The organism is Micromonospora pisi (assembly GCF_003633685.1).
Lineage (GTDB): Bacteria > Actinomycetota > Actinomycetes > Mycobacteriales > Micromonosporaceae > Micromonospora_G > Micromonospora_G pisi.
Map to the genome: position 1 here is coordinate 6,864,780 of NZ_RBKT01000001.1, position 18,289 is coordinate 6,883,068.

The 18,289-nt window shown below is 71.2% G+C and carries 15 protein-coding genes; 6 read left to right on the forward strand and 9 right to left on the reverse strand.

The features are described 5' to 3' along the window. Positions 1 to 335: 335 nt before the first annotated feature. Positions 336 to 1,160 (reverse strand): TrmH family RNA methyltransferase, encoded by an 825-nt coding sequence (locus tag BDK92_RS29710; protein ID WP_121159706.1) that lies wholly within the window; start codon positions 1,158 to 1,160, stop codon positions 336 to 338. Positions 1,161 to 1,442: 282 nt separating this feature from the next. On the opposite strand from BDK92_RS29710, the gene BDK92_RS29715 reads away from it, so the two are divergent. Next, positions 1,443 to 3,056 carry an ABC transporter ATP-binding protein gene (locus tag BDK92_RS29715; RefSeq protein ID WP_425462323.1) on the forward strand — a complete coding sequence of 538 codons (1,614 nt, stop codon included), beginning with the start codon at positions 1,443 to 1,445 and terminating at the stop codon, positions 3,054 to 3,056. Beyond that, entirely contained in the window at positions 3,053 to 4,945 is a 1,893-nt protein-coding gene (locus tag BDK92_RS29720; protein ID WP_121159709.1) for an ABC transporter ATP-binding protein, read from the forward strand. Before BDK92_RS29715 ends, BDK92_RS29720 begins: the two co-directional genes overlap by 4 nt. Here the strand turns inward: BDK92_RS29720 and BDK92_RS29725 are convergent. Then, positions 4,942 to 5,625, reverse strand: coding sequence for a response regulator (locus tag BDK92_RS29725; protein ID WP_121159711.1), 684 nt, complete (start codon positions 5,623 to 5,625; stop codon positions 4,942 to 4,944). The two genes, BDK92_RS29720 and BDK92_RS29725, sit on opposite strands and share 4 nt — an antisense overlap. Then, positions 5,622 to 7,229 carry a sensor histidine kinase gene (locus BDK92_RS29730; RefSeq protein WP_121162710.1) on the reverse strand — a complete coding sequence of 536 codons (1,608 nt, stop codon included), beginning with the start codon at positions 7,227 to 7,229 and terminating at the stop codon, positions 5,622 to 5,624. Before BDK92_RS29730 ends, BDK92_RS29725 begins: the two co-directional genes overlap by 4 nt. A 138-nt stretch (positions 7,230 to 7,367) precedes the next feature. Here BDK92_RS29730 and BDK92_RS29735 point away from each other — a divergent pair, with 138 nt between their 5' ends. The 3 genes from BDK92_RS29735 (at position 7,368) to BDK92_RS29745 (ending at position 11,375) form a co-directional block, all read left to right on the forward strand. Then, positions 7,368 to 8,783: a cation:dicarboxylate symporter family transporter gene (locus BDK92_RS29735; RefSeq protein ID WP_121159712.1), complete on the forward strand. Its 1,416-nt coding sequence runs from the start codon at positions 7,368 to 7,370 to the stop codon at positions 8,781 to 8,783. 108 nt (positions 8,784 to 8,891) lie between these two features. After that, on the forward strand, positions 8,892 to 10,079 hold the full coding sequence (locus BDK92_RS29740; RefSeq protein WP_121159714.1) for a YncE family protein: 1,188 nt from the start codon (positions 8,892 to 8,894) through the stop codon (positions 10,077 to 10,079). A 162-nt stretch (positions 10,080 to 10,241) separates the two neighbouring features. After that, complete coding sequence (locus BDK92_RS29745) at positions 10,242 to 11,375, forward strand: acyltransferase family protein (RefSeq protein WP_121159715.1); 1,134 nt, start codon at positions 10,242 to 10,244, stop codon at positions 11,373 to 11,375. Between the two features lie 16 nt (positions 11,376 to 11,391). Here the strand turns inward: BDK92_RS29745 and BDK92_RS29750 are convergent, their stop codons facing one another. From BDK92_RS29750 to BDK92_RS29775, 6 genes are all read right to left on the reverse strand, one after another. Beyond that, the gene (locus BDK92_RS29750) at positions 11,392 to 11,898 is read right to left on the reverse strand and encodes a hypothetical protein (protein WP_121159716.1); all 507 of its coding nucleotides are present in this window, start codon (positions 11,896 to 11,898) and stop codon (positions 11,392 to 11,394) included. Further along, a complete protein-coding gene (locus BDK92_RS29755) occupies positions 11,895 to 13,361 on the reverse strand; it encodes a sensor histidine kinase (RefSeq protein WP_121159717.1) in 1,467 nt (488 codons plus the stop codon). The genes BDK92_RS29750 and BDK92_RS29755 overlap by 4 nt, the downstream gene beginning before the upstream one ends. Beyond that, the gene (locus BDK92_RS29760; protein ID WP_121159718.1) at positions 13,358 to 14,053 is read right to left on the reverse strand and encodes a response regulator transcription factor; all 696 of its coding nucleotides are present in this window, start codon (positions 14,051 to 14,053) and stop codon (positions 13,358 to 13,360) included. Before BDK92_RS29760 ends, BDK92_RS29755 begins: the two co-directional genes overlap by 4 nt. Next, positions 14,010 to 15,077 (reverse strand): phosphatase PAP2 family protein, encoded by a 1,068-nt coding sequence (locus tag BDK92_RS29765; protein WP_170208734.1) that lies wholly within the window; start codon positions 15,075 to 15,077, stop codon positions 14,010 to 14,012. The genes BDK92_RS29760 and BDK92_RS29765 overlap by 44 nt, the downstream gene beginning before the upstream one ends. 151 nt (positions 15,078 to 15,228) lie before the next feature. Then, positions 15,229 to 16,062, reverse strand: coding sequence for a helix-turn-helix transcriptional regulator (locus tag BDK92_RS29770; protein ID WP_121159721.1), 834 nt, complete (start codon positions 16,060 to 16,062; stop codon positions 15,229 to 15,231). Positions 16,063 to 16,091: 29 nt separating this feature from the next. Continuing rightward, positions 16,092 to 17,018: an SDR family oxidoreductase gene (locus BDK92_RS29775; protein ID WP_121162711.1), complete on the reverse strand. Its 927-nt coding sequence runs from the start codon at positions 17,016 to 17,018 to the stop codon at positions 16,092 to 16,094. 143 nt (positions 17,019 to 17,161) lie between these two features. On the opposite strand from BDK92_RS29775, the gene BDK92_RS29780 reads away from it, so the two are divergent. After that, on the forward strand, positions 17,162 to 18,196 hold the full coding sequence (locus BDK92_RS29780; RefSeq protein ID WP_121159723.1) for an aminotransferase class V-fold PLP-dependent enzyme: 1,035 nt from the start codon (positions 17,162 to 17,164) through the stop codon (positions 18,194 to 18,196). Positions 18,197 to 18,289: the final 93 nt, after the last annotated feature.

Genomic DNA, 18,289 nt, shown 5'->3' on the forward strand with positions numbered 1-18,289 from the left:
GACCAGGATGGAGGGGCCAAAGTCCTCAATAGATCCGATGTTTCGCAACATACGGCGGAAGTTTCGAGCATGTCAACAGATCGGGCATCAACGCCGCCGCGAAATCGTCGCCACGGCTGCTCCCGGATGCCCCCGTCCGCCGCCTGCCTCGTCCGGCCGACAGCCGGCCAGCGCATGCCGCTGGCCGGGCGGTAGGTGTGGGGGCGTGCGGCATCACGGCGTCGGTCGTGGTGGCGGCGCAGGAGGCGCCAGCCTCGGGGTGTCCGGTGACGTGCTCCAGACGGAGGTGCGGTGAGGAACGCCGCTTCCGGGCGCCCGACCCGAGGAGATGCGGTCTATTGTGTGCGAGCGCGTTGGCGGGCGGCCTCGTAGAGCACGACCGTGCCGGCGGTCGCCGCGTTGAGGGAACTGGCCGCGCCGGTGATCGGGATCCGTACGGTCCGGTCGCTCACCTCCCGCCAGCCGGTGCTGAGCCCGTTCGTCTCGTTGCCGACCAGCACCACTCTCGGCCCGGTCAGGTCGTAGTCGGCCACGTCCAGGTCGCCGTCCTCGTCGGTGCCGACGATCTCGATCGGTAGGCCGTGCCCGCGCAGACCGGTCACCCAGTCGACGACCTCCCGATGGCTGGCGGCGCGTACGACCGGGACGGCGAAGAGTGAACCCGTGCTCGCCCGGACCGCCTTCGGGTCGTACGGGTCGGCGGCGTGACCGGTGATGACCACACCGGAGGCGCCGAACGCGTCCGCCGAGCGGACCAGCGTGCCGATGTTGCCCGGTGTCGTCGGCCGGTCGAAGACCAGCACGAGGCTGTCCGGGCCGGCGGGCAGGCGATCGAGCCGGTCCTCCGGCAACCCCACCACGGCGAGCAGTTCCGGCGACTCCTCGTCCTTGCCACCGAGTTCGGCCATCAGGTCGGGTGTCATCACGACCCGCACACTGTCGACCCGGTCGAGCAGGTCCCGGGCCCACCTCGACAACCCCTGCCCGTACGGGTGGAGCAGGGCGCGGATCTCCCAGCCGTGCTCGACGGCGAGGCTGATCGGTCGTACCCCCTGGACCAGGAACTCACCCGCCCGCTGCCGTTTGGTGCGGTTGGTCAGGAGCGCCTGCCACTGCTGGAAGCTCGCGTTCCGGGTGGTGATCTTCAAGGTCTTCGCCACGTGGGAACTGGCCCTCCTGGTCCGGGATCGAACCCGACCCTACAGGGACCGGCGCGAGGTCAACGGCGCAGGTGGCAGCGGTCAGGGGCGCGGCTCGACCCGTCCACCGCACCGTGGACCCGCGGCTCCCGCCAGACGGCGGAGACTAGGGTGCGGGGGATGACCGACACGTACGCGGACCCCGGCGAGCCGGACGTACGCGGTCCCGGGTGGTATCTGTGGTGGCTGGTGACCAGCCAGTGGCGGCGGATCCTGTTGGGCGCCACGCTCGGCACCGTCTGGATGGTCTGCCTGACGCTGCCGCCGTACCTGCTGAGCCGGGCGATCGACGACGGGCTGCGGTCCGGGCACTCGGCGGCGCTGGTCGGCTGGGTGGCGGGCCTGCTCGGCGTCGGGGTGCTGAACGCCTTCGTCGGCATGTTCCGCCACCGCACGATGACCCGGATCCGGATGGACGCCGCCTTCCGTACCGTGCGGGTCGTGGTGGGGCAGGCGACCCGGCTCGGTGCCGCGCTGCCCCGGCAGGTGACCGCCGGCGAGGTGGCCACGATCGGGATCGGCGACGTCTGGGTGGTCAGCGGGGTGCTCACCATCTGCGGTCCCGGCGTGGGCGCGGTCATCGCGTACGTCGTGGTGGCGGTGCTGCTGTTCTCGGTCTCGCCGCTGCTCGCGGCGGTGGTGCTGCTCGGCGTACCGCTGCTCAGTGTGCTGGTCGGGCCGCTGCTGGGGCGGCTGCAACGGGTCGGGATGGTGTACCGGGAGCGGGAGGGGACGCTGGCCGACCGGATCGTGGACATCGTCGGTGGCCTGCGGGTGCTCAACGGCTTCGGTGGCAAGGAGATCTACGCCGAGCGCTACCGGCAGGGTTCGCGGGCACTCCAGGCCGACGGATACCGGCTCGGTGCGGTGACGAGCTGGATCGAGGCGCTCAAGGTCGGCCTGCCGATGGTCTTCCTCGCCGCGGTCACCTGGCTGGCCGCCCGTACCGCCGCGCAGGGCGGCATCAGCGTCGGCGAACTGGTCGCGGTCTACGGGTACGTGGCGGTCCTGGTGGTGCCGGTGGCGTTCTTCATCGAGGGCGGTCTCGACCTCAGCCGGGGGCTGGTCTCCGCCCGCCGGGTGATCCGGTTCCTTCGGTTGGAGCCCGACGACGCCGTCCGCCGGGTGACCGCGCAGGCGCCGGTGCTGCCGTCGCCGCTACGTGATCCCGCCTCCGGTGTCGAGGTGGCACCCGGCAAGCTGACCGTGCTCGCCGCCGCCCGGCCGGCGGAGTCCACGACCGTGGTCGAGCGCCTCGGCGGCTTCGTGGACTCCGACGTGACCTGGGGTGACGTACGGCTCGACGCGATCGACCCCGCCCGGGTACGGGACCGGATCCTGGTCGCCGACAACGAGGCCGCCCTCTTCTCCGGCACCCTCCGGGAGGTGCTCGGGGGTCGGTGGGACCGGGACGAGGAGGCGATCCTGCGGGCGGTCCACGCCGCCGCGGCGCGGGATGTCGTACTCGGCATGCCGGACGGGCTCGACTCGACCGTCGACGCCCAGGGGCGCAATCTCTCCGGCGGCCAGCGGCAGCGGGTCCGACTGGCCCGTGCGCTGCTGGCCGACCCCGAGGTGCTGCTGGCCGTCGAACCGACCTCGGCGGTGGACGCGCACACCGAGGCGGCGGTGGCGTCCCGGCTCCGGGCCACCCGGACCGGTCGTACCACCGTGGTCGTCAGCACCTCGCCGCTCCTGCTCGACCAGGCGGACCTGGTGTACTACCTGCACGACGGCCGCGCGGTCGCCGCCGGCACCCACCGCGAACTCCTGCTCGCACACCCCGGCTACCGCCGTCTGGTCGCCCGTACCACCGCCGACGAGCCCGGCCCACCCGCCCAGCGGGAGCCCCGGTGACAGCGGGTCGGCGCCGCGACGCGCTGCCCGTCGCCGAACCGGCCCGGGTACGCCGTGCGGCGCTCCGGCTGATCCGGGCCGACCGGCGCGCCTTCACCGCCGTGCTCCTGCTGAACGCGCTCGCCGCCGCCGCCGGACTGGTCGGACCATGGCTGCTCGGCCGGATCGTCAACACCGTCCAGGCCGGCGGCGGGGTGGCGGAGGTGGACCGGCTCGCCCTCACCATCCTGCTCTTCGCCCTGGTCCAACTCGTCCTCACCCGCTACGCCCAGTACCTCGGGCACCGGTTCGGTGAGCGGACCTCGGCCCGCATCCGTGAGCGGTTCGTCGACCGGGCACTCGCCCTCCCCACCTCGGTGGTGGAACGGGTCGGCCCCGGTGACCTGACCACCCGTGGCACCACCGACGTCGCCAGCGTCGGCCGCGTCCTGCGCGACGCCGCCCCGGAGATCCTCGTCGCGCTGGTCCAGGCGATCTTCATCCTCGGGGCGGTCTTCGTCCTCGCCCCACCGCTCGGCGCCTGCGGTCTGCTCGGTCTGCTCGGCCTCGTACTGGTGACCCGCTGGTACCTGCGCCGGGCGCACACCGCCTATCTCGCCGAGGGGGAGGCGAACTCGGCGCTCGCCGAGGTGCTGGTGACCACCGCCACCGGCGCCCGTACGGTCGAGGCGCTCGGGCTGCGGCAACGCCGGATCGACGCCTGCCTCGCGGCGATCGAGCGGTGCCGGCGCACCCGGGTCCGTACCCTCTTTCTGCGCAGCGTGGTCTATCCCGGCACGGACATCTCGCACGTCCTCCCGGTGGTCGCGGTGCTGCTGCTCGGCGGGTTGCTCTACAACCACGGCACGGTGAGCCTCGGAGCGGTGGTCAGCTCGGCGGTCTACCTGCGGCAGGTGTCGAATCCGCTGGACACCATCCTGATCTGGATCGAGCAGTTGCAGAGCAGCGGCGCCTCCTTCGCCCGGGTCGAGGGTCTGGAGCCGACTCCCCGGCCGGCATCGACCGGCGGCACCGACCCGGCCGACGACCGGATCGAGGTACGCGGGGTCCGGTACGCCTACGACGACGAGCGGGACGTGCTGCACGGGGTGGACCTGACCGTACGGCCCGGCGAGCGGCTGGCGCTGGTCGGTCCCTCCGGCGCCGGCAAGTCCACCCTCGGTCGGCTGCTCGCCGGCATCGACGAGCCGGGTACGGGCAGCGTGACCGTGGGCGGGGTGCCGATCGCCGACCTGTCGCCGGACCGGCTGCGTCAACAGGTTGTCCTGGTCACCCAGGAACACCACGTCTTCCTCGACTCGGTACGGGGCAACCTGCTGCTCGCCGCCCCGTCGGCCAGCGAGGCCGAGTTGCGGGCGGCGCTCGCCGCCGTCGGCGCAGACTGGGTCGACGAACTGCCGGAGGGGTTGGAGACCGAGTTGGGTGACGGCGGTTACCGCCTGGACGGTGCGCGGGCGCAGCAACTCGCGCTGGCCCGGGTGGTGCTGGCGGACCCGCACACGGTGATCCTCGACGAGGCGACCGCGCTGCTCGACCCGACCACGGCGCGGGACACCGAGCGGGCGCTGGCCGCGGTGCTCGCCGGCCGTACCGTGGTCGCGATCGCGCACCGTCTGCACACCGCTCACGACGCGGACCGGGTGGCGGTGTTGGAGGGCGGACGGATCTCCGAACTCGGCACCCACGACGACCTTGTCGCGGCCGGCGGCCCGTACGCCGCGCTCTGGCGCTCCTGGCACAGCGAAGCCGGGGCCGCTGTCGGGGTCGGGGCCGGGGACGGGGTCGCTGTCGGGGCCGGGGACGGGGTTGCCGTCGACGCGGAGGCCGCCGTCGAGGCCGATGTTCCCGTCGAGGTCTCGTCGACCCGGACCGGCGACGTTTCCGGCTAGGTCGGGCGGTATTCGACCTCGGGTCGGCCAGGGGTGCCGTACCGGGGGCTGCGGCTCACCCGACCGGTGCTGACCAGGTGTTCGAGGTAGCGGCGGGCGGTCACCCGAGAGGTGCCGGTCCGGGCCGACACCTCGGTCGCGGAGAGCCCCGGCTCGGACCGCAGGGTGGCGAGCACCATGTCCAGGGTCTCCGCGCCGAGCCCCTTCGGCAGGGTGTCGGCGTCCGCGCCGCGCAGGGTGGCGAACATCCGGTCCACCTCGTGCTGGGCCACCACCGCGCCGTCGGCGAGCGCCTGCCGGCGGTATTCGGCGTACCGCTCCAGCTTGTCCCGGAACGCGGCGAAGGTGAATGGCTTGAGCAGGTAGTGGGTGACGCCGAGGGCGACCGCGGCACGGACCATGGTGAGGTCCCGGGCCGAGGTCACGGCGAGTACGTCGGTGGTGCTGCCGGCCGCCCGCAGTGCCCGGCAGACGTCCAGGCCGTGCAGGTCGGGCAGGCGGAAGTCGAGCAGTACGAGGTCCACCCCGGCGCCGCCCTCGGCGCGCAGCGCCGCCATCGCGTCCCGGGCGGTGTGTACGACCCCGACGACGCTGAAGCCGGGTACCCGCTCGGTGTAGGCGCGGTGCGCGTCGGCGAGTAGCGGCTCGTCCTCGACGACCAGCACCCGGATGGTGGTCACGTCGGAGACTCCCGGGGGATCGGCAGCCGGGCCGGGATCGGCAACCGGACGCTGAACAGGGTGCCACCTGCGGCGGGACGGGTCACATCGACCTTGCCGTCGTACCTTGAGACCACCTGGCCGACGAGGGCCAGGCCGAGCCCCCGGCCGGCGCTCTTGGTCGACCAGCCCCGCCGGAACGCGTCGGTGACCTGGGCTGGGTCCAGCCCGGGTCCGCTGTCGCCGACCCGGACCTGCACCTCCCGTTCGGTCGCGCCGACGTAGACCCGGACCTGGCGGGGTGGTTCGGTGCCGCCGACCGCCTCGAGGGCGTTGTCGACCAGGTTGCCGACGACGGTGAGCAGGTCGCCGATGGGCAGCGGGTGGCCGTCGAGGCGGGACTCGGGATCGACCACGAGCTCCACGCCCCGTTCGCCGGCCTGGGCGGACTTGCCGAGCAGCAGGGCGGCGAGTGCCGGCTCGGTGACCGCGCCGACGACCCGGTCGGTGAGCTGCTGGGCGAGGGTCAGTTCGGCGGTGGCCAGTTGCACCGCCTCGTCGGTACGCCCGAGCTCGACCAGGGTCAGTACGGTGTGCAGCCGGTTCGCCGACTCGTGCGCCTGGGCCTGGAGCGCCTCGCTGAGTCCGCGTACGGAGTCGAGTTCGCTGGCCAGGGTGCGCAGTTCGGTGTGGTCGCGCAGGGTCAGTACGGTGCCGACCGCCCGACCGCCGAAACTGGTCGCGCGCTGGTTGGCGACCAGCACCCGGTCACCGGCGAGCATGGGTTCGTCGTGTGCGGCGCGGCCGGAGAGGAGCAGGTCGGCCACGGCTGGTGGGAAGCCGAGGTCGGCGACGGGGCGCTCCTGCACCGGGTCGGCACCGGTCAGCCCGAGCAGGCGCCGTGCCTCGTCGTTGATCAGTGCCACCCGCCGGTCCGGGGTGAGGACGAGCAGCCCTTCGCGGACGGAGTGCAGGACGGCGTCGTAGTACTCGTACATCCGGGTGATCTGGGCCGGGCCGAGTCCGTGGGTCTGCCGGCGCAGGCGGCGGCTGAGCAGCCAGGAGCCGGCCGCGGCGAGGGCCAGTGCGGCGGCGGTGGCGGCGAGCAGCGCGGGTGCCTGGGCGAACAGTTTCCGGTTGATCGCGTCGGTGGTGATGCCGACCGAGACCAGCCCGATCACGGCGCCGCTCTCGGTGCGTACCGGCACCACCGCTCGGACGGACTCACCGAGCGTACCGACGTTGATCGTGGTGAACGCCCGGCCGGCGAGCGCCGGTTCGATCTCGCCGACGAACGGTTGACCGATCAGTGCCGGGTTGGGGTGTGAGTAGCGGGTCCGGTCCGGGGCCATCACGACGATGAAGTTGGTGCCGGTGGCCCTGCGGGTCGACTCCGCGTACGGCTGGAGCGTGGTGGCCGGGTCGGGGGAGCCCAACGCGCTCGCCACGTCGGGGGAGCGGGCGACGGCCTCGGCCACCGCGAGCACCTCCTCCTGGGCGGCGCTGCGTACGTCGGCGCGGGCCAGCAGCACCGCGCCGGTCATCCCGGCCACCACGAGCAGGCTGACGACCAGGACCTGCAGGGCGAAAAGTTGGCCTGCGATGCTCCACCGTCGTCTGGACATGCGCTCCAGTGTTCCCTGTACCGTCGGCGGTCGGCGCGACGGCGCCGTGGTCAGCCGCTTGTTTCGATTCGGGGTCGCCCCGGTGAACACAATGAACGCAAGGCTGTGCTCCGGTGAGATCCAGGCCACTGTCTCGGCATGGACACCCCTACCGCCCGGCCACGACGGGACCGCACCCACTTCCTCTACCTCGCCGTCATCGTCGCCGTCGTCGCCGGCATCGTCCTCGGCTTCGCCGCCCCGGAGGCGGCCAAGGAGCTGAAGCCGATCGGTACCGGCTTCGTGGCGCTGATCAAGATGATGATCAGCCCGATCATCTTCTGCACCATCGTGCTCGGCGTCGGCTCGGTACGGCAGGCCGCGAAGGTCGGCAAGGTCGGCGGCCTCGCGCTTGGCTACTTCCTGGTCATGTCGACCGTGGCGCTCGCGATCGGCCTGGTGGTCGGCAACATCGTGCACCCCGGCTCGGGACTGCACCTCGGCGCCGCCCAGGCCGCGGCCGGCCAGGCCCAGGTCAGCGGCGCGAGCGAGGGTACGGTCGACTTCCTGCTCGGCATCATCCCCACCTCGCTGCTCTCCGCGTTGACCGAGGGTGAGGTGCTGCAGACCCTGCTGGTCGCGCTCCTGGTCGGTTTCGCGGTGCAGGGCATGGGGCGCCGGGGCGAGCCGGTGCTGCGCGCGGTCGGCCTGATCCAGCGGCTGGTCTTCAAGATCCTGACGATGGTCATGTGGCTGGCGCCGATCGGTGCGTTCGGCGCGATCGCCGCCGTGGTCGGCGCGACCGGCGTGGACGCGTTGAAGAGCCTGGCCCAGATCATGATCGGGTTCTACGTCACCTGTGTGATCTTCGTGGTCGTCATCCTCGGCCTGCTGCTCCGCTTCATCGCCAAGATCTCGATCTTCGCCCTGCTGCGTTACCTGGGCCGGGAGTTCCTGCTGATCCTCTCCACCTCCTCCTCCGAGTCGGCGCTGCCCCGCCTGATCGCGAAGATGGAGCACTTCGGGGTGAGCAAGCCGGTGGTCGGCATCACCGTCCCGACGGGCTACTCGTTCAACCTCGACGGCACCGCGATCTACCTGACCATGGCCTCGCTCTTCGTGGCCGAGGCGCTGGGCAAGCCGCTCGCCATCGGTGAGCAGATCTCCCTGCTGGTGTTCATGGTCATCGCCTCCAAGGGCGCGGCCGGCATCACCGGTGCCGGGCTGGCCACCCTGGCCGGCGGGTTGCAGAGCCACCGGCCGGACCTGGTCGACGGCGTCGGCCTGATCGTCGGCATCGACCGCTTCATGTCCGAGGCCCGCGCGCTGACCAACTTCGCCGGCAACGCGGTGGCCACCGTGCTGATCGGCACCTGGACCGGGGAGTTCGACCGGGAGCAGGCACGCGAGGTGCTCGCCGGAAACCGGCCGTTCGACGAGTCGACCATGGTCGACGAGCACGGCCCGGCCGACGACGACGACCTGCCCACCGGTTCGTCGCAGGACGCCTCCACCTCTTCGACGGACGCCGCCGCCGGGCGTGCCGAACCGGCGGAGGCAGGCGCCCGAGGCTGACCAGCCGGGCGCGACCGCTTTTCGGGCCACTCACCCAGGTGCCGGGGGTGAGTGGCCCGAAAAGTCTGTAATGGGATTGATACGAGGAATCGTCGCTAAAGTAAGGTAGTGACGAGAGGGCGGAGAATCCTCGCCGGGTCGACGGCCCTGCTGATCGCACTCGCCGCCTGCACCGAGCAGCGGCCACAACGATCGGGGCCGGCGTCGGGCGCCCCCGGGCAGCAGGTCGAACCGGTGACCTCCCCGGGCCTGGAGCTGATCGCCGGAATGCCGCCCTACGTCTCCACCACCAACGTGTACGGCGCGGCCGGTCCCGACCAGCTCAGCGAGGCGGTACGCGGGGACAAGCCCCTGGTCTACGTGCCGAACACCGGCAGTGACGACGTCTGGGTGATCGACCCGGACACGTACCAGGTGGTGGACAAGTTCCCCGGTGGCCCGGAACCGCAGCACGTCGTCCCCTCCTACGACCTGCGTACGCTCTACGTCGCCTCCAGCCGGGTACCCTCCGGCGGTCTCGTCCCGATCGACCCGCGTACCGGCCGGCCGGGCGCGATGATCGACGTCGAGGACGTCTACAACCTCTACTTCACGCCGGACGGCAAACAGGGGATCGTGGTCGCCGAGTACTACCAGCGGCTCGACTTCTACGACGCCACGAACTGGCGGCGTACCGGGTCGGTGACCTTTCCCGAGTGCGCCGGGATCAACCACATGGACTACTCGGTCGACGGGCGGACCATGCTGGTGAGCTGCGAGTTCGCCAACCGGATGCTGGTCGTCGACGCGGTCACCCACCGCAAGCTGCGCCAGTTCGACCTGGATGTGGTCGCCGACGGGATGCCCCAGGACACCCGCCTCACTCCCGACGGGCGGCACTTCCTGGTCGCCGACATGATGGCCGCCGGGGTGTACGTCTTCGACGGGGCGGCCACCAACCGGACCGGGTTCATCCCGACCGGCAAGGGTGCGCACGGCATCTACTTCAGCCGGGACGGCACACTCGCGTACGTCACCAACCGGGACGAGGGCAGCGTGAGCCTGATCGACCTGGCCACCCTCACCACCGCCGGCCTCTGGCGGATCCCCGGCGGCGGCAGCCCGGACATGGGCGGGCTCTCCGCCGACGGTCGGGTGCTCTGGCTCTCCGGTCGCCACCACGACGAGGTCTACGCCATGAGCACCGCCGACGGCCGGCTGCTGGCCCGGATCCCGGTCGGCTCCGGCCCGCACGGGCTCACCGTCTGGCCGCAACCCGGCCGCTACTCCCTCGGCCACACCGCCAACATCCGGTAAGGAAGGGCCCCTTGTTATCGCTTTTTGTATAACAAGGGGCCCTTCCTAACGCCTCGGCGCGGCATTACCGAGTGGTGACAATTTGCGGACCGGGTGCGGACACGGGCCTGGCATCTTCGGGCAGATGATCTACCAACTGGTTGTCGTCCCCGAGGCGCCCCGATGACCGAGACAGCAGGAAACCAGGACCACCGCCCGCTCGTCGCCGGCCCCGTCGCGATCACGACCGTCGCCGATCCGGTGCCGACCCCACGCGTACGGTGGGCGGACGTCGCCAAGGGTGTGTGCATCATCCTGGTGGTGTCATGGCACGTCGTCATCAAGCACTACCTGCAGATAACGTGGCACCTCGGCGTGCCCCTGCCAGGGCTGTGGGGAAAGCTGGGTGAGCAGCTCCTACCGCTGCGGATGCCGCTGTTCTTCACCATCTCCGGTCTGTTCGCGGCGAACGCCGTCACGCGACCGTGGCGGGCGACGGCCCGGTCCCGGATCGCGCAGTTCCTCTACCTGTACGCGATCTGGCTGCTGATCCACACCGCGATCCTCGCCCTGGCCCCGCAGCTCCCGACCGATCGCGCGAACTCGGTCTCCGGCCTCCTGGAGCAGCTCACCATCACCCCGTCCAACCTCTGGTACCTCTACGCGCTGGCGCTCTACTTCACGTTCGCCAAGGTGACGTACCGGCTTCCCGCCCCGGTGCTCCTCACCGCCGCCGCGGCGCTCTCCGTCATCACCGCCGCCGGTCTGCTCGCCACCCCGGGCAACCGTGGCGGCGTCTACCAGAACCTGGTCTTCTTCCTCGCCGGGTTGCACCTCAGGCCGTACGTCGAACGCTGGGCCGCGACCGCGACCAACCGGCGGCTCGGGCTGACCTTCGCCGCGTACGCCGTGGCGCTGGTGGCCATGGCCGTGGCCGGAGCCGAGACCTGGCCCGGCGTCTGGCTTCTGGTGTCCATCACGGCGGTGCTCTTCGGTGTCACCGCGGCCGATCGGGTCGGCCGGTGGCGCGTGGTCGGCGGGGCGCTCGCCAGCCTCGGGCGTCGCACGCTTCCGGTCTACGTCATCCACATGCCGGTGCTGGCCCTGTTGCACCGGCTGCTGGTGGGCCCGCTCTCCGAACTGGGCGACGCCGGGCAGTTCCTGGTGGCGCTCGCTGATCCGGTCCTGCTGACCGCGTTGGTGGTCGCGCTCTCCCTGACCATCCACCGTGCGCTCGTCGCCATATCGGCGAGATGGCTGTTCGAGCTGCCCAGGTGGCGGCACCGCCGGGTCGAGGCGGTGCCGCACACCGGTTAGGCGGATCGCTGGCGGGTCAAGGGGTGACCGGACAGGTGTTCGGCCCCCGGCTCCGTCCCCGCCCGACGAGGGTGACCGGGGCGGAGCCGGCTTCCTGACCGGTGGCCGTCAGCGCGTCGTTGACGGTGCAGACGATCTGTGCCACCGCTGTCGCCGAGAGCGCGGTCACGTCACTGGCGTACGTCACCGTCGTACCCGTCGGTTCGGAGGCGACCTCGACAACCCTGGCGTCCAGTGGCACCTCGCTGGTCAGCCCCCGCGCCCGCTCCTGCGCGTCCGGACCGTCGGTCAGCAGCGCGAGCGTCTCCGCGAGCGACGACGTCTGACCGGTGTCGCGTACCACGAGCGTGAGGTTGATCTCCGACACCAGGTAGAGCCTGGTGTCGGCGGCCACCTCCTGGACCGGTCCGGCCGGGGCGGCGCCGCCGACGATGACCCCGCTGGGGCGGACCCCGCAGCCGGCGAGGGTCGCGGTGAGCGCCAGACCCGCGAGCAACCCGCGTACGGCTCTGTTCCCGGTCACCTGTCTCCTCCCTCGTCCGGCGGATCGGCTGACCAGCGTGGCAGGCGAAGGGTGAACACCGCGCCGCCGGCCGGCTGGTTGGCGGCCACCAGGCTGCCGTGGCGCTCCGCGTCGTGATGCAGCCGGGCGTTCTCCCAGGCGATCGCGAGGCCGAGGCCGCTGCCGGTGGAACGGTTCCGGGCGGTGTCCGCCTTGTAGAACCGGTCGAAGACCTGCGGCAGCACCTCGGCGTCCAGTCCCGGCCCATGGTCGGCGACCGCCAGGACGATCCAGTCCGGTTCGGTGTGCAGACGTACGGACACCGGTGGGGCGCCGTGCCGCAGCGCGTTGCCGACCAGGTTCGCGAGGATCACGTCCAACCGGCGCGGATCCAGCCGGGCCGTCACCCCCGTGGGCAGTTCCGTCTCCACCTCGTCGGACCAGCCGCGGGCGCGCAGCGTCGCGGTCACCGCCGTGGCCACGTCGACGGGGTCGAGCGCGAGCGCCGCCGTGCCCGAATCGAACCTGCTGACCTCGATCAGATCGTTCACCAGCCGGGTGAGGTTCTGGGTCTCCTGGCTCACCAGCCGGGCGGCCCTACCGGCGTCTCCGGGGAGTTGGGCCGCCTCCTCGTCGAGCACGTCGGTGACCGCGGTCATGGCGGCCAACGGGGTACGTAGCTCGTGGGACACGTCGGCCACGAAACGCCGTGCGTCGGATTCCATCCGGCGCAGCTCACCGACGTACCGTTCCAGCGTTCCGGCGGTGTCGTTGAAGGTGCGCGCGAGGTCGGCGAGTTCGTCGGAGCCGCGGATGGTGAGCCGGCTCGCCAGGTTGCCTTCGCCCAACCGTCGTGCCGCCCGCCCGAGTTCACGCACCGGCCGCAGCACGCTCCGCGCGGCGAGCGACGCCAGCAGCACCGCGAACACCAGGGACAACCCGCCGGTGAGCCAGGCCATGACGGCGAGCTGGTCGATGCTCCGCTCCTCGGCCAGCAGGCTGTGCAGGCGGTAGATCTCCAGCCCGGACGCGACCGGCGTGCCGTCCGGTCCGGTGCGCATCAGTTGGGTCCCGATGACGAGGCTCGGCGTCCCCCGGTAGGAGACGCGTTGCCAGACGACCCGGCCGCCGCGTACCGCCTGGCGCAGGTCCGGCGAGAGCAGTTCGGGCGGCGGGCCGATCGCCGATCGCCGGCCCTGGTACAGGACGACAGTGCTCTCGTCACGGGTGGAGAGTGCCTCGGCGAACCCGTCGAGTTCGTTCTGGGCCGGTGGCAGGTTCCCGACCGGGAAGAGCTTGTCCGCCTGGCCCACCAGTGCGACGACCGCCGCGTCCTGGGCTTTGCGCAGGATGACGTCGCGGGCCTGGACGTAGCCGCTGCCGGCGACGGCGGCCGCCGTCGTCAGGCCGAGCAGCACGAAGGCGACCAGGAGCCTGACCCGCAGTCCCCACGCCCTGCCACCGAGCCACCGCCAGCGGTTCACAGTGGTCCGAAGCGGTAGCCGAAACCACGCACCGTCTGCACGTAGGCCGGGGTTGCCGGATCGTCCTCGATCTTCGCGCGCAGTCGCTGGACACAGGCGTCGACGAGCCGCGAATCGCCCAGGTAGCCGTGTTCCCAGACCGTCTCCAGCAGTTGCTGACGGCTCAGTACACGACCCGGCGTGCCGGACAGTTCGAGCAGCAGGCGCAGCTCGGTCGGGGCGAGACCGACCGGCACCCCGTTCTTGCGTACGACCAGCGCGGCCCGGTCGATGGTCAGCGCACGGTGCTGCTCGGTCCCGGTCCGGTCCCCGCCGGGTCGGCGCTGGTCGCCACCGGCCCGCCGCAGCACCGCGCGGATCCGCGCCTCGAGCACCCGGGCCTGTACCGGTTTGACCACGTAGTCGTCGGCGCCGGCCTCCAGACCCGCGACCACGTCCATGTCGTCGTTTCGGGCGGTGAGCATGATGATGGGCAGGTCGCCGCCGGCACGGATCCGTCGGCAGACCTCGAATCCGTCGATTCCGGGCAACATGAGATCCAGGACCACGACGTCGGAGACGGCCGCCTGTAACCGGGCGAGGCCCTGTTCCCCGGTCGCCACCGCCTCCACCGTGTGCCCCTGCCTGGTCAAGGCGAGATGCAGCCCGTCACGCACGGTCTGGTGATCTTCGATCAAGAGCACTCGGGACATGTCGCCAACTATCGCACCACGGGCCGAAGGTGGCAGTTTCCGCATTACCTACCATGTGCTTGAAATGATTGCGGTAAGCATTGATGTCCGGATTTTTGGGTCCGGGGCCGCCGGGGGAGACGCGCGGTGGCCCGAAGCGCGGCGGCCTGAAGTCCACCGACCACACCAGGGACAACGCCGAGACCACGGCGAACACGGTGAATCCGGTGCCGGCCGCGATGGCGACGAACGGGCCGCTGCCGGCCACCGGGGCCGACCCGCTCCCGTCCGACGGCACCGGCTGTGGGACGAGCAGGAGCAGGCCCGCCACCAGCACCATCGATCCGAGTACGCCGGCCAGCCCGCCGGACAGTCTGATACCGGTACCCGGGACGGCCCGCCGCACCGTCAACGCGGCGGCGGCCAGGAAGAACAGCACCTCGGCGAGGAGCACGCCCCCGATGACGTCACTGAACCGGTGCCAACCGGCGATCATCGTGGCCGAGGCGACCGCCGAGACCCCCGCGACGCCCGGTAGGGCGAACCACAAACGAGCCCGGGCGGGCAGCACGAGCATGAATGCGAGCAGCAGCGCCATCGCGGCGGTGACGTGGCCACTGGGAAAGCTGTTGTGGGTGGTCGAGCCGACCACGCCGAGCTCCGGCCGGGGTATCGCCGACTTCGCCAGACCGGCCACGCCCACCGCGCAGAGCACCATGAACACCCCGGCCACGCCCGCGTACAGGCGTCGGCTGAGCACGCCCACCAGCAACACCGAGGCGACCAGGATCGCCAACACGGTGTAGTCGCCGAAGAAGGCCAGCAGGGTCTTCGCCGGGTCGGTCAGCACGCTCTGCTGCTCGTACCCGCCACCCCGCTCGGCCGGAGGCAGGAGGAGACCGTCCAACTGCTGACCACGGGGCGTCCAGAGAAACACCCGGCAGGTCAGCACGAAGGCGAGTGCGCACACGAGCGCGGCTCCGAGATAGCCGAGCGCTCCCTGGGGCAGCCCCCCGGCGGGTGACGGCCCCGAGCCGGGGCCCACCGGCCCGGATCGTCCGGCGGATCCGGGCAGAGGGCTGTGGGGAGTCAAGGAGTACAACGTTCCCGAGCGCATCCGACAATGGTCGGCCGTGAATATGAAGATCCTGCCCGTACCGTGTCATGGTTCTGTCACGGTCGCGCCGGGACATCGATCAGATGCCCTGGCCGGCGACCACCGAAAGCAGTCGCAGTTTGTCGTAGCTCTCGCTGCCCGGGGTGGCGGTGTAGACCAGAAGTGACTGGGACTGGTCCGGGTCGACGAGCACCTGGCAGTGCAGTTCGAGCAGTCCGAGTTGCGGGTGCTGGATGCGTTTCGGGGCGCAGTACGGCCCGGCCACCGGGTGTTCGCGCCAGATCTCGGCGAACTCCGGGCTCGCCGCGAGCAGTGCCTCGACGATGCTGCCGGCGCGCGAGTCCGCGCCGTCGCGGGTGTACGTGCGGTGCAGGTCCGCCGCGATCAGGCGACTGTGCCGGGGATGGTCCTCCTCGGGATACACCGATCGTGCGGTCGGGTCGGCGAACCACCGGTAGTGCCAACTACGGGCCAGTCCGCTGTGGGCGGTTTCGTCACCGAGCAGCGCACTCGCGAGCCGGGTCTGTTTCAGGGTCTCGCCGAGGTTGCTCACGACCTGGGCGGGTACGTCCTCGAGGCCGTCGAAGATGCGCATCATCCCCGGATTGATGTGGTCGGTACGGAGGACCCGCCGCGGGGTGGGGTAGCCGCCGAGGCGGAACAGGTGATCCCGCTCGTCGAGTGAGAGCCGTAGCCCGCGGGCGATCGCGGCGAGCATCTGCTCGGAGGGTTGCGGACCGCGCTGCTGTTCGATCCGGCTGTAGTAGTCGGTCGACATGTCGGAGAGCGCGGCAACCTCCTCGCGACGCAGCCCGCCGGTACGCCGACGCCGCCCCCGGGGCAGGCCGACATCCTCCGGTTGCAACGCCTCGCGCCGGGTCCGGAGGAAGTCGGCGAGTCGAGCCCGTTCCATCGGATCAGCTTCCCTCCTGCTCGCGGAACTCACACGTGGGTGGCGAAATCGACCCTCGCCAGGCGTTCGGAGACGGTCCAGAGCCGGGCCGCGTCGGCCTCGCTCCGGGCCGACCGGTAGACGCCCAGTTCGGTCGGGCCGCCGGTGAACTGGCCGAGGCCGTCGGGACCGTAGAACCGGCCACCCCGCGCGTCCGGGCTGGTCGCCGCGTACAGGGCGGGCAACATGCCGGCCTCGACGCTCTGTACGAACACGCCCCAGCGATGCAGCCGCTTCATGAGTGCCTCTTGTGGCGAGCGCTTGGTCCGGCCCAGGTTCGGCCCGGACGCGTACAGGTTCGTCAGGGTCGTGCCCGGGTGGGCGACGTTGCTGACGATGTTCCAGCCGGCCGCGCTGGCACGTCGGTCCAGTTCCAGCCCAAAGTGCAGGTTGGCCAGCTTCGAAAGGTTGTACGAGCGGACCGGCGAGTACTTCCGTTCGCTCTGCAGGTCGTCCCAGTCGATTTTCGCGTACCGGGCGGCACTGCTCGACATCGTGGTGACCCGGGCCCGGCCCGCGTCGAGCAGCGGCAGCAGGCCCGCCACCAGCGCCAGGTGGCCGATGTGGTTCGTACCGAACTGCAACTCCAGGCCGTCACGGGTGATGTGCCGGGTGGGCGGGGTCATCACGCCGGCATTGTTGATCAAAATGTTGACCGGACGACCCTCGCGCCGGAGTGCTTCGGTGAACGTCCGTACGGAGTCCAGTGAGGCCAGGTCGAGCTCACGGGTGGAGGCGACGGCCCGGGGAACACTCGTACGGAGCCTTTCGAGCGCGGCGGTGCCCTTGACCGGGTTTCGCACCGGCAGGACCAGTTCGGCGCCGGCCCGGGCCAGCCGTTCGGCGAGGCCGAGACCGATGCCGTCACTGGCGCCGGTGACCACGGCAAGTTTTCCGGTCAGGTCGGGCACGGTCATGTCCTTCACAACATCTCCCTGGTCAACGGTGTTTCCGTCCGGTTCGGCTCCAACGGTCACACCGGTGCTGGCGCAGATCCAGGTGCAGCTCATCCAGGGATCGGTGGTCCGTGGATATCGCCAGGGCGACCTATCCTGCCCGCATGGATCTGGTCCGCGCGCAGGAGTTGTGGAATCCCGAGCCGGGTTGGCTCAACACCGCCAGCTACGGGCTGCCACCACGACCGGCCTGGGAGGCGTTGCAGGCGGCGCTCGGGCAGTGGCAGGTCGGGCGTACCTCGTGGGAGGGGTGGGGTGAGCAGGCCGAGCGTTCCCGGCGGGCCTTCGCCGGGCTGCTCGGGGTGCCGGTCGGTGACATCACGATCGGCAGCACGGCCTCCCAGTTGCTGGCGCCGATCGCGGCGGCGCTGCCGGCGGGAACGAACGTCCTCGCCCCGACCGAGGAGTTCACCTCGAACCTCTTCCCCTGGCTGGCGCAGGGCGAGCGGGGCGTACGGGTGCGGACGGTGCCGGCCGACCGGCTGGCCGAGTCGGTCGACGCGGGTACGGATCTGGTCGCGTTCAGCCTGGTCCAGTCCGCCACCGGGGCGGTCGCGGAGTACGACGCCGTGGTGACGGCCGCCCGTGAGCACGGCGCCCTGGTGGTGGTCGACGCGTCCCAGGGCTGCGGGTGGCTGCCGTTCGACGCGCACCTGGCGGACGCGGTGGTGGTGACCGCGTACAAGTGGTTGATGGCACCGCGTGGTGCCGCATTCGCGTACCTTGCCCCGAGCCTGCGTGAGCGGCTCACCCCGTCGGCCGCGAACTGGTACGCGGGTGAGGACCCGCACGCCTCCTATTACGGCCCGCCGCTGCGACTCGCGGCCGACGCCCGCCGGTTCGACCTGTCGCCGGCCTGGTTCTGTTATGTCGGTGCGGCTCCGGCGCTGGAACTGCTCGCCGAGATCGGCCTGCCGGCGATCCGCGAGCACAACGTCTCCCTGGCCAACCGGTTCCTCGCCGGTCTGGGGCGACCGCCGGGCGACAGCGCGATCGTCACTGTCGACGTGCCCGGGGCGGAGGAGCGGCTGGCGGCGGCCGGTGTCCGGGCCGCGGTCCGGGCGGGCCGGGTACGGGCCTCGTTCCACCTCTACTCGACCACCGAGGACGTCGACCTCGCCCTGTCCGCGCTGCGCTGAGGTGTCAGCGCGGGCGGTCGGGTGAGCCCGATCACATTTCAATACGATACGGTTTCGTATCGCATCGCCGAGGACTAGCCTCCTTTTCGTTAC

What these genes read in the sequence shown, in the direction of transcription:
- BDK92_RS29730 (WP_121162710.1), bottom strand. Translation starts at nt 7,229, where the DNA reads ATGTCCAGACGACGGTGGAGCATCGCAGGCCAACTTTTCGCCCTGCAG.
- BDK92_RS29760 (WP_121159718.1), bottom strand. Translation starts at nt 14,053, where the DNA reads ATGTCCCGAGTGCTCTTGATCGAAGATCACCAGACCGTGCGTGACGGG.
- BDK92_RS29775 (WP_121162711.1), bottom strand. Translation starts at nt 17,018, where the DNA reads ATGACCGTGCCCGACCTGACCGGAAAACTTGCCGTGGTCACCGGCGCC.
- BDK92_RS29745 (WP_121159715.1), top strand. Translation starts at nt 10,242, where the DNA reads ATGACCGAGACAGCAGGAAACCAGGACCACCGCCCGCTCGTCGCCGGC.
- BDK92_RS29715 (WP_425462323.1), top strand. Translation starts at nt 1,443, where the DNA reads ATGGTCTGCCTGACGCTGCCGCCGTACCTGCTGAGCCGGGCGATCGAC.
- BDK92_RS29735 (WP_121159712.1), top strand. Translation starts at nt 7,368, where the DNA reads ATGGACACCCCTACCGCCCGGCCACGACGGGACCGCACCCACTTCCTC.
- BDK92_RS29770 (WP_121159721.1), bottom strand. Translation starts at nt 16,062, where the DNA reads ATGGAACGGGCTCGACTCGCCGACTTCCTCCGGACCCGGCGCGAGGCG.
- BDK92_RS29780 (WP_121159723.1), top strand. Translation starts at nt 17,162, where the DNA reads ATGGATCTGGTCCGCGCGCAGGAGTTGTGGAATCCCGAGCCGGGTTGG.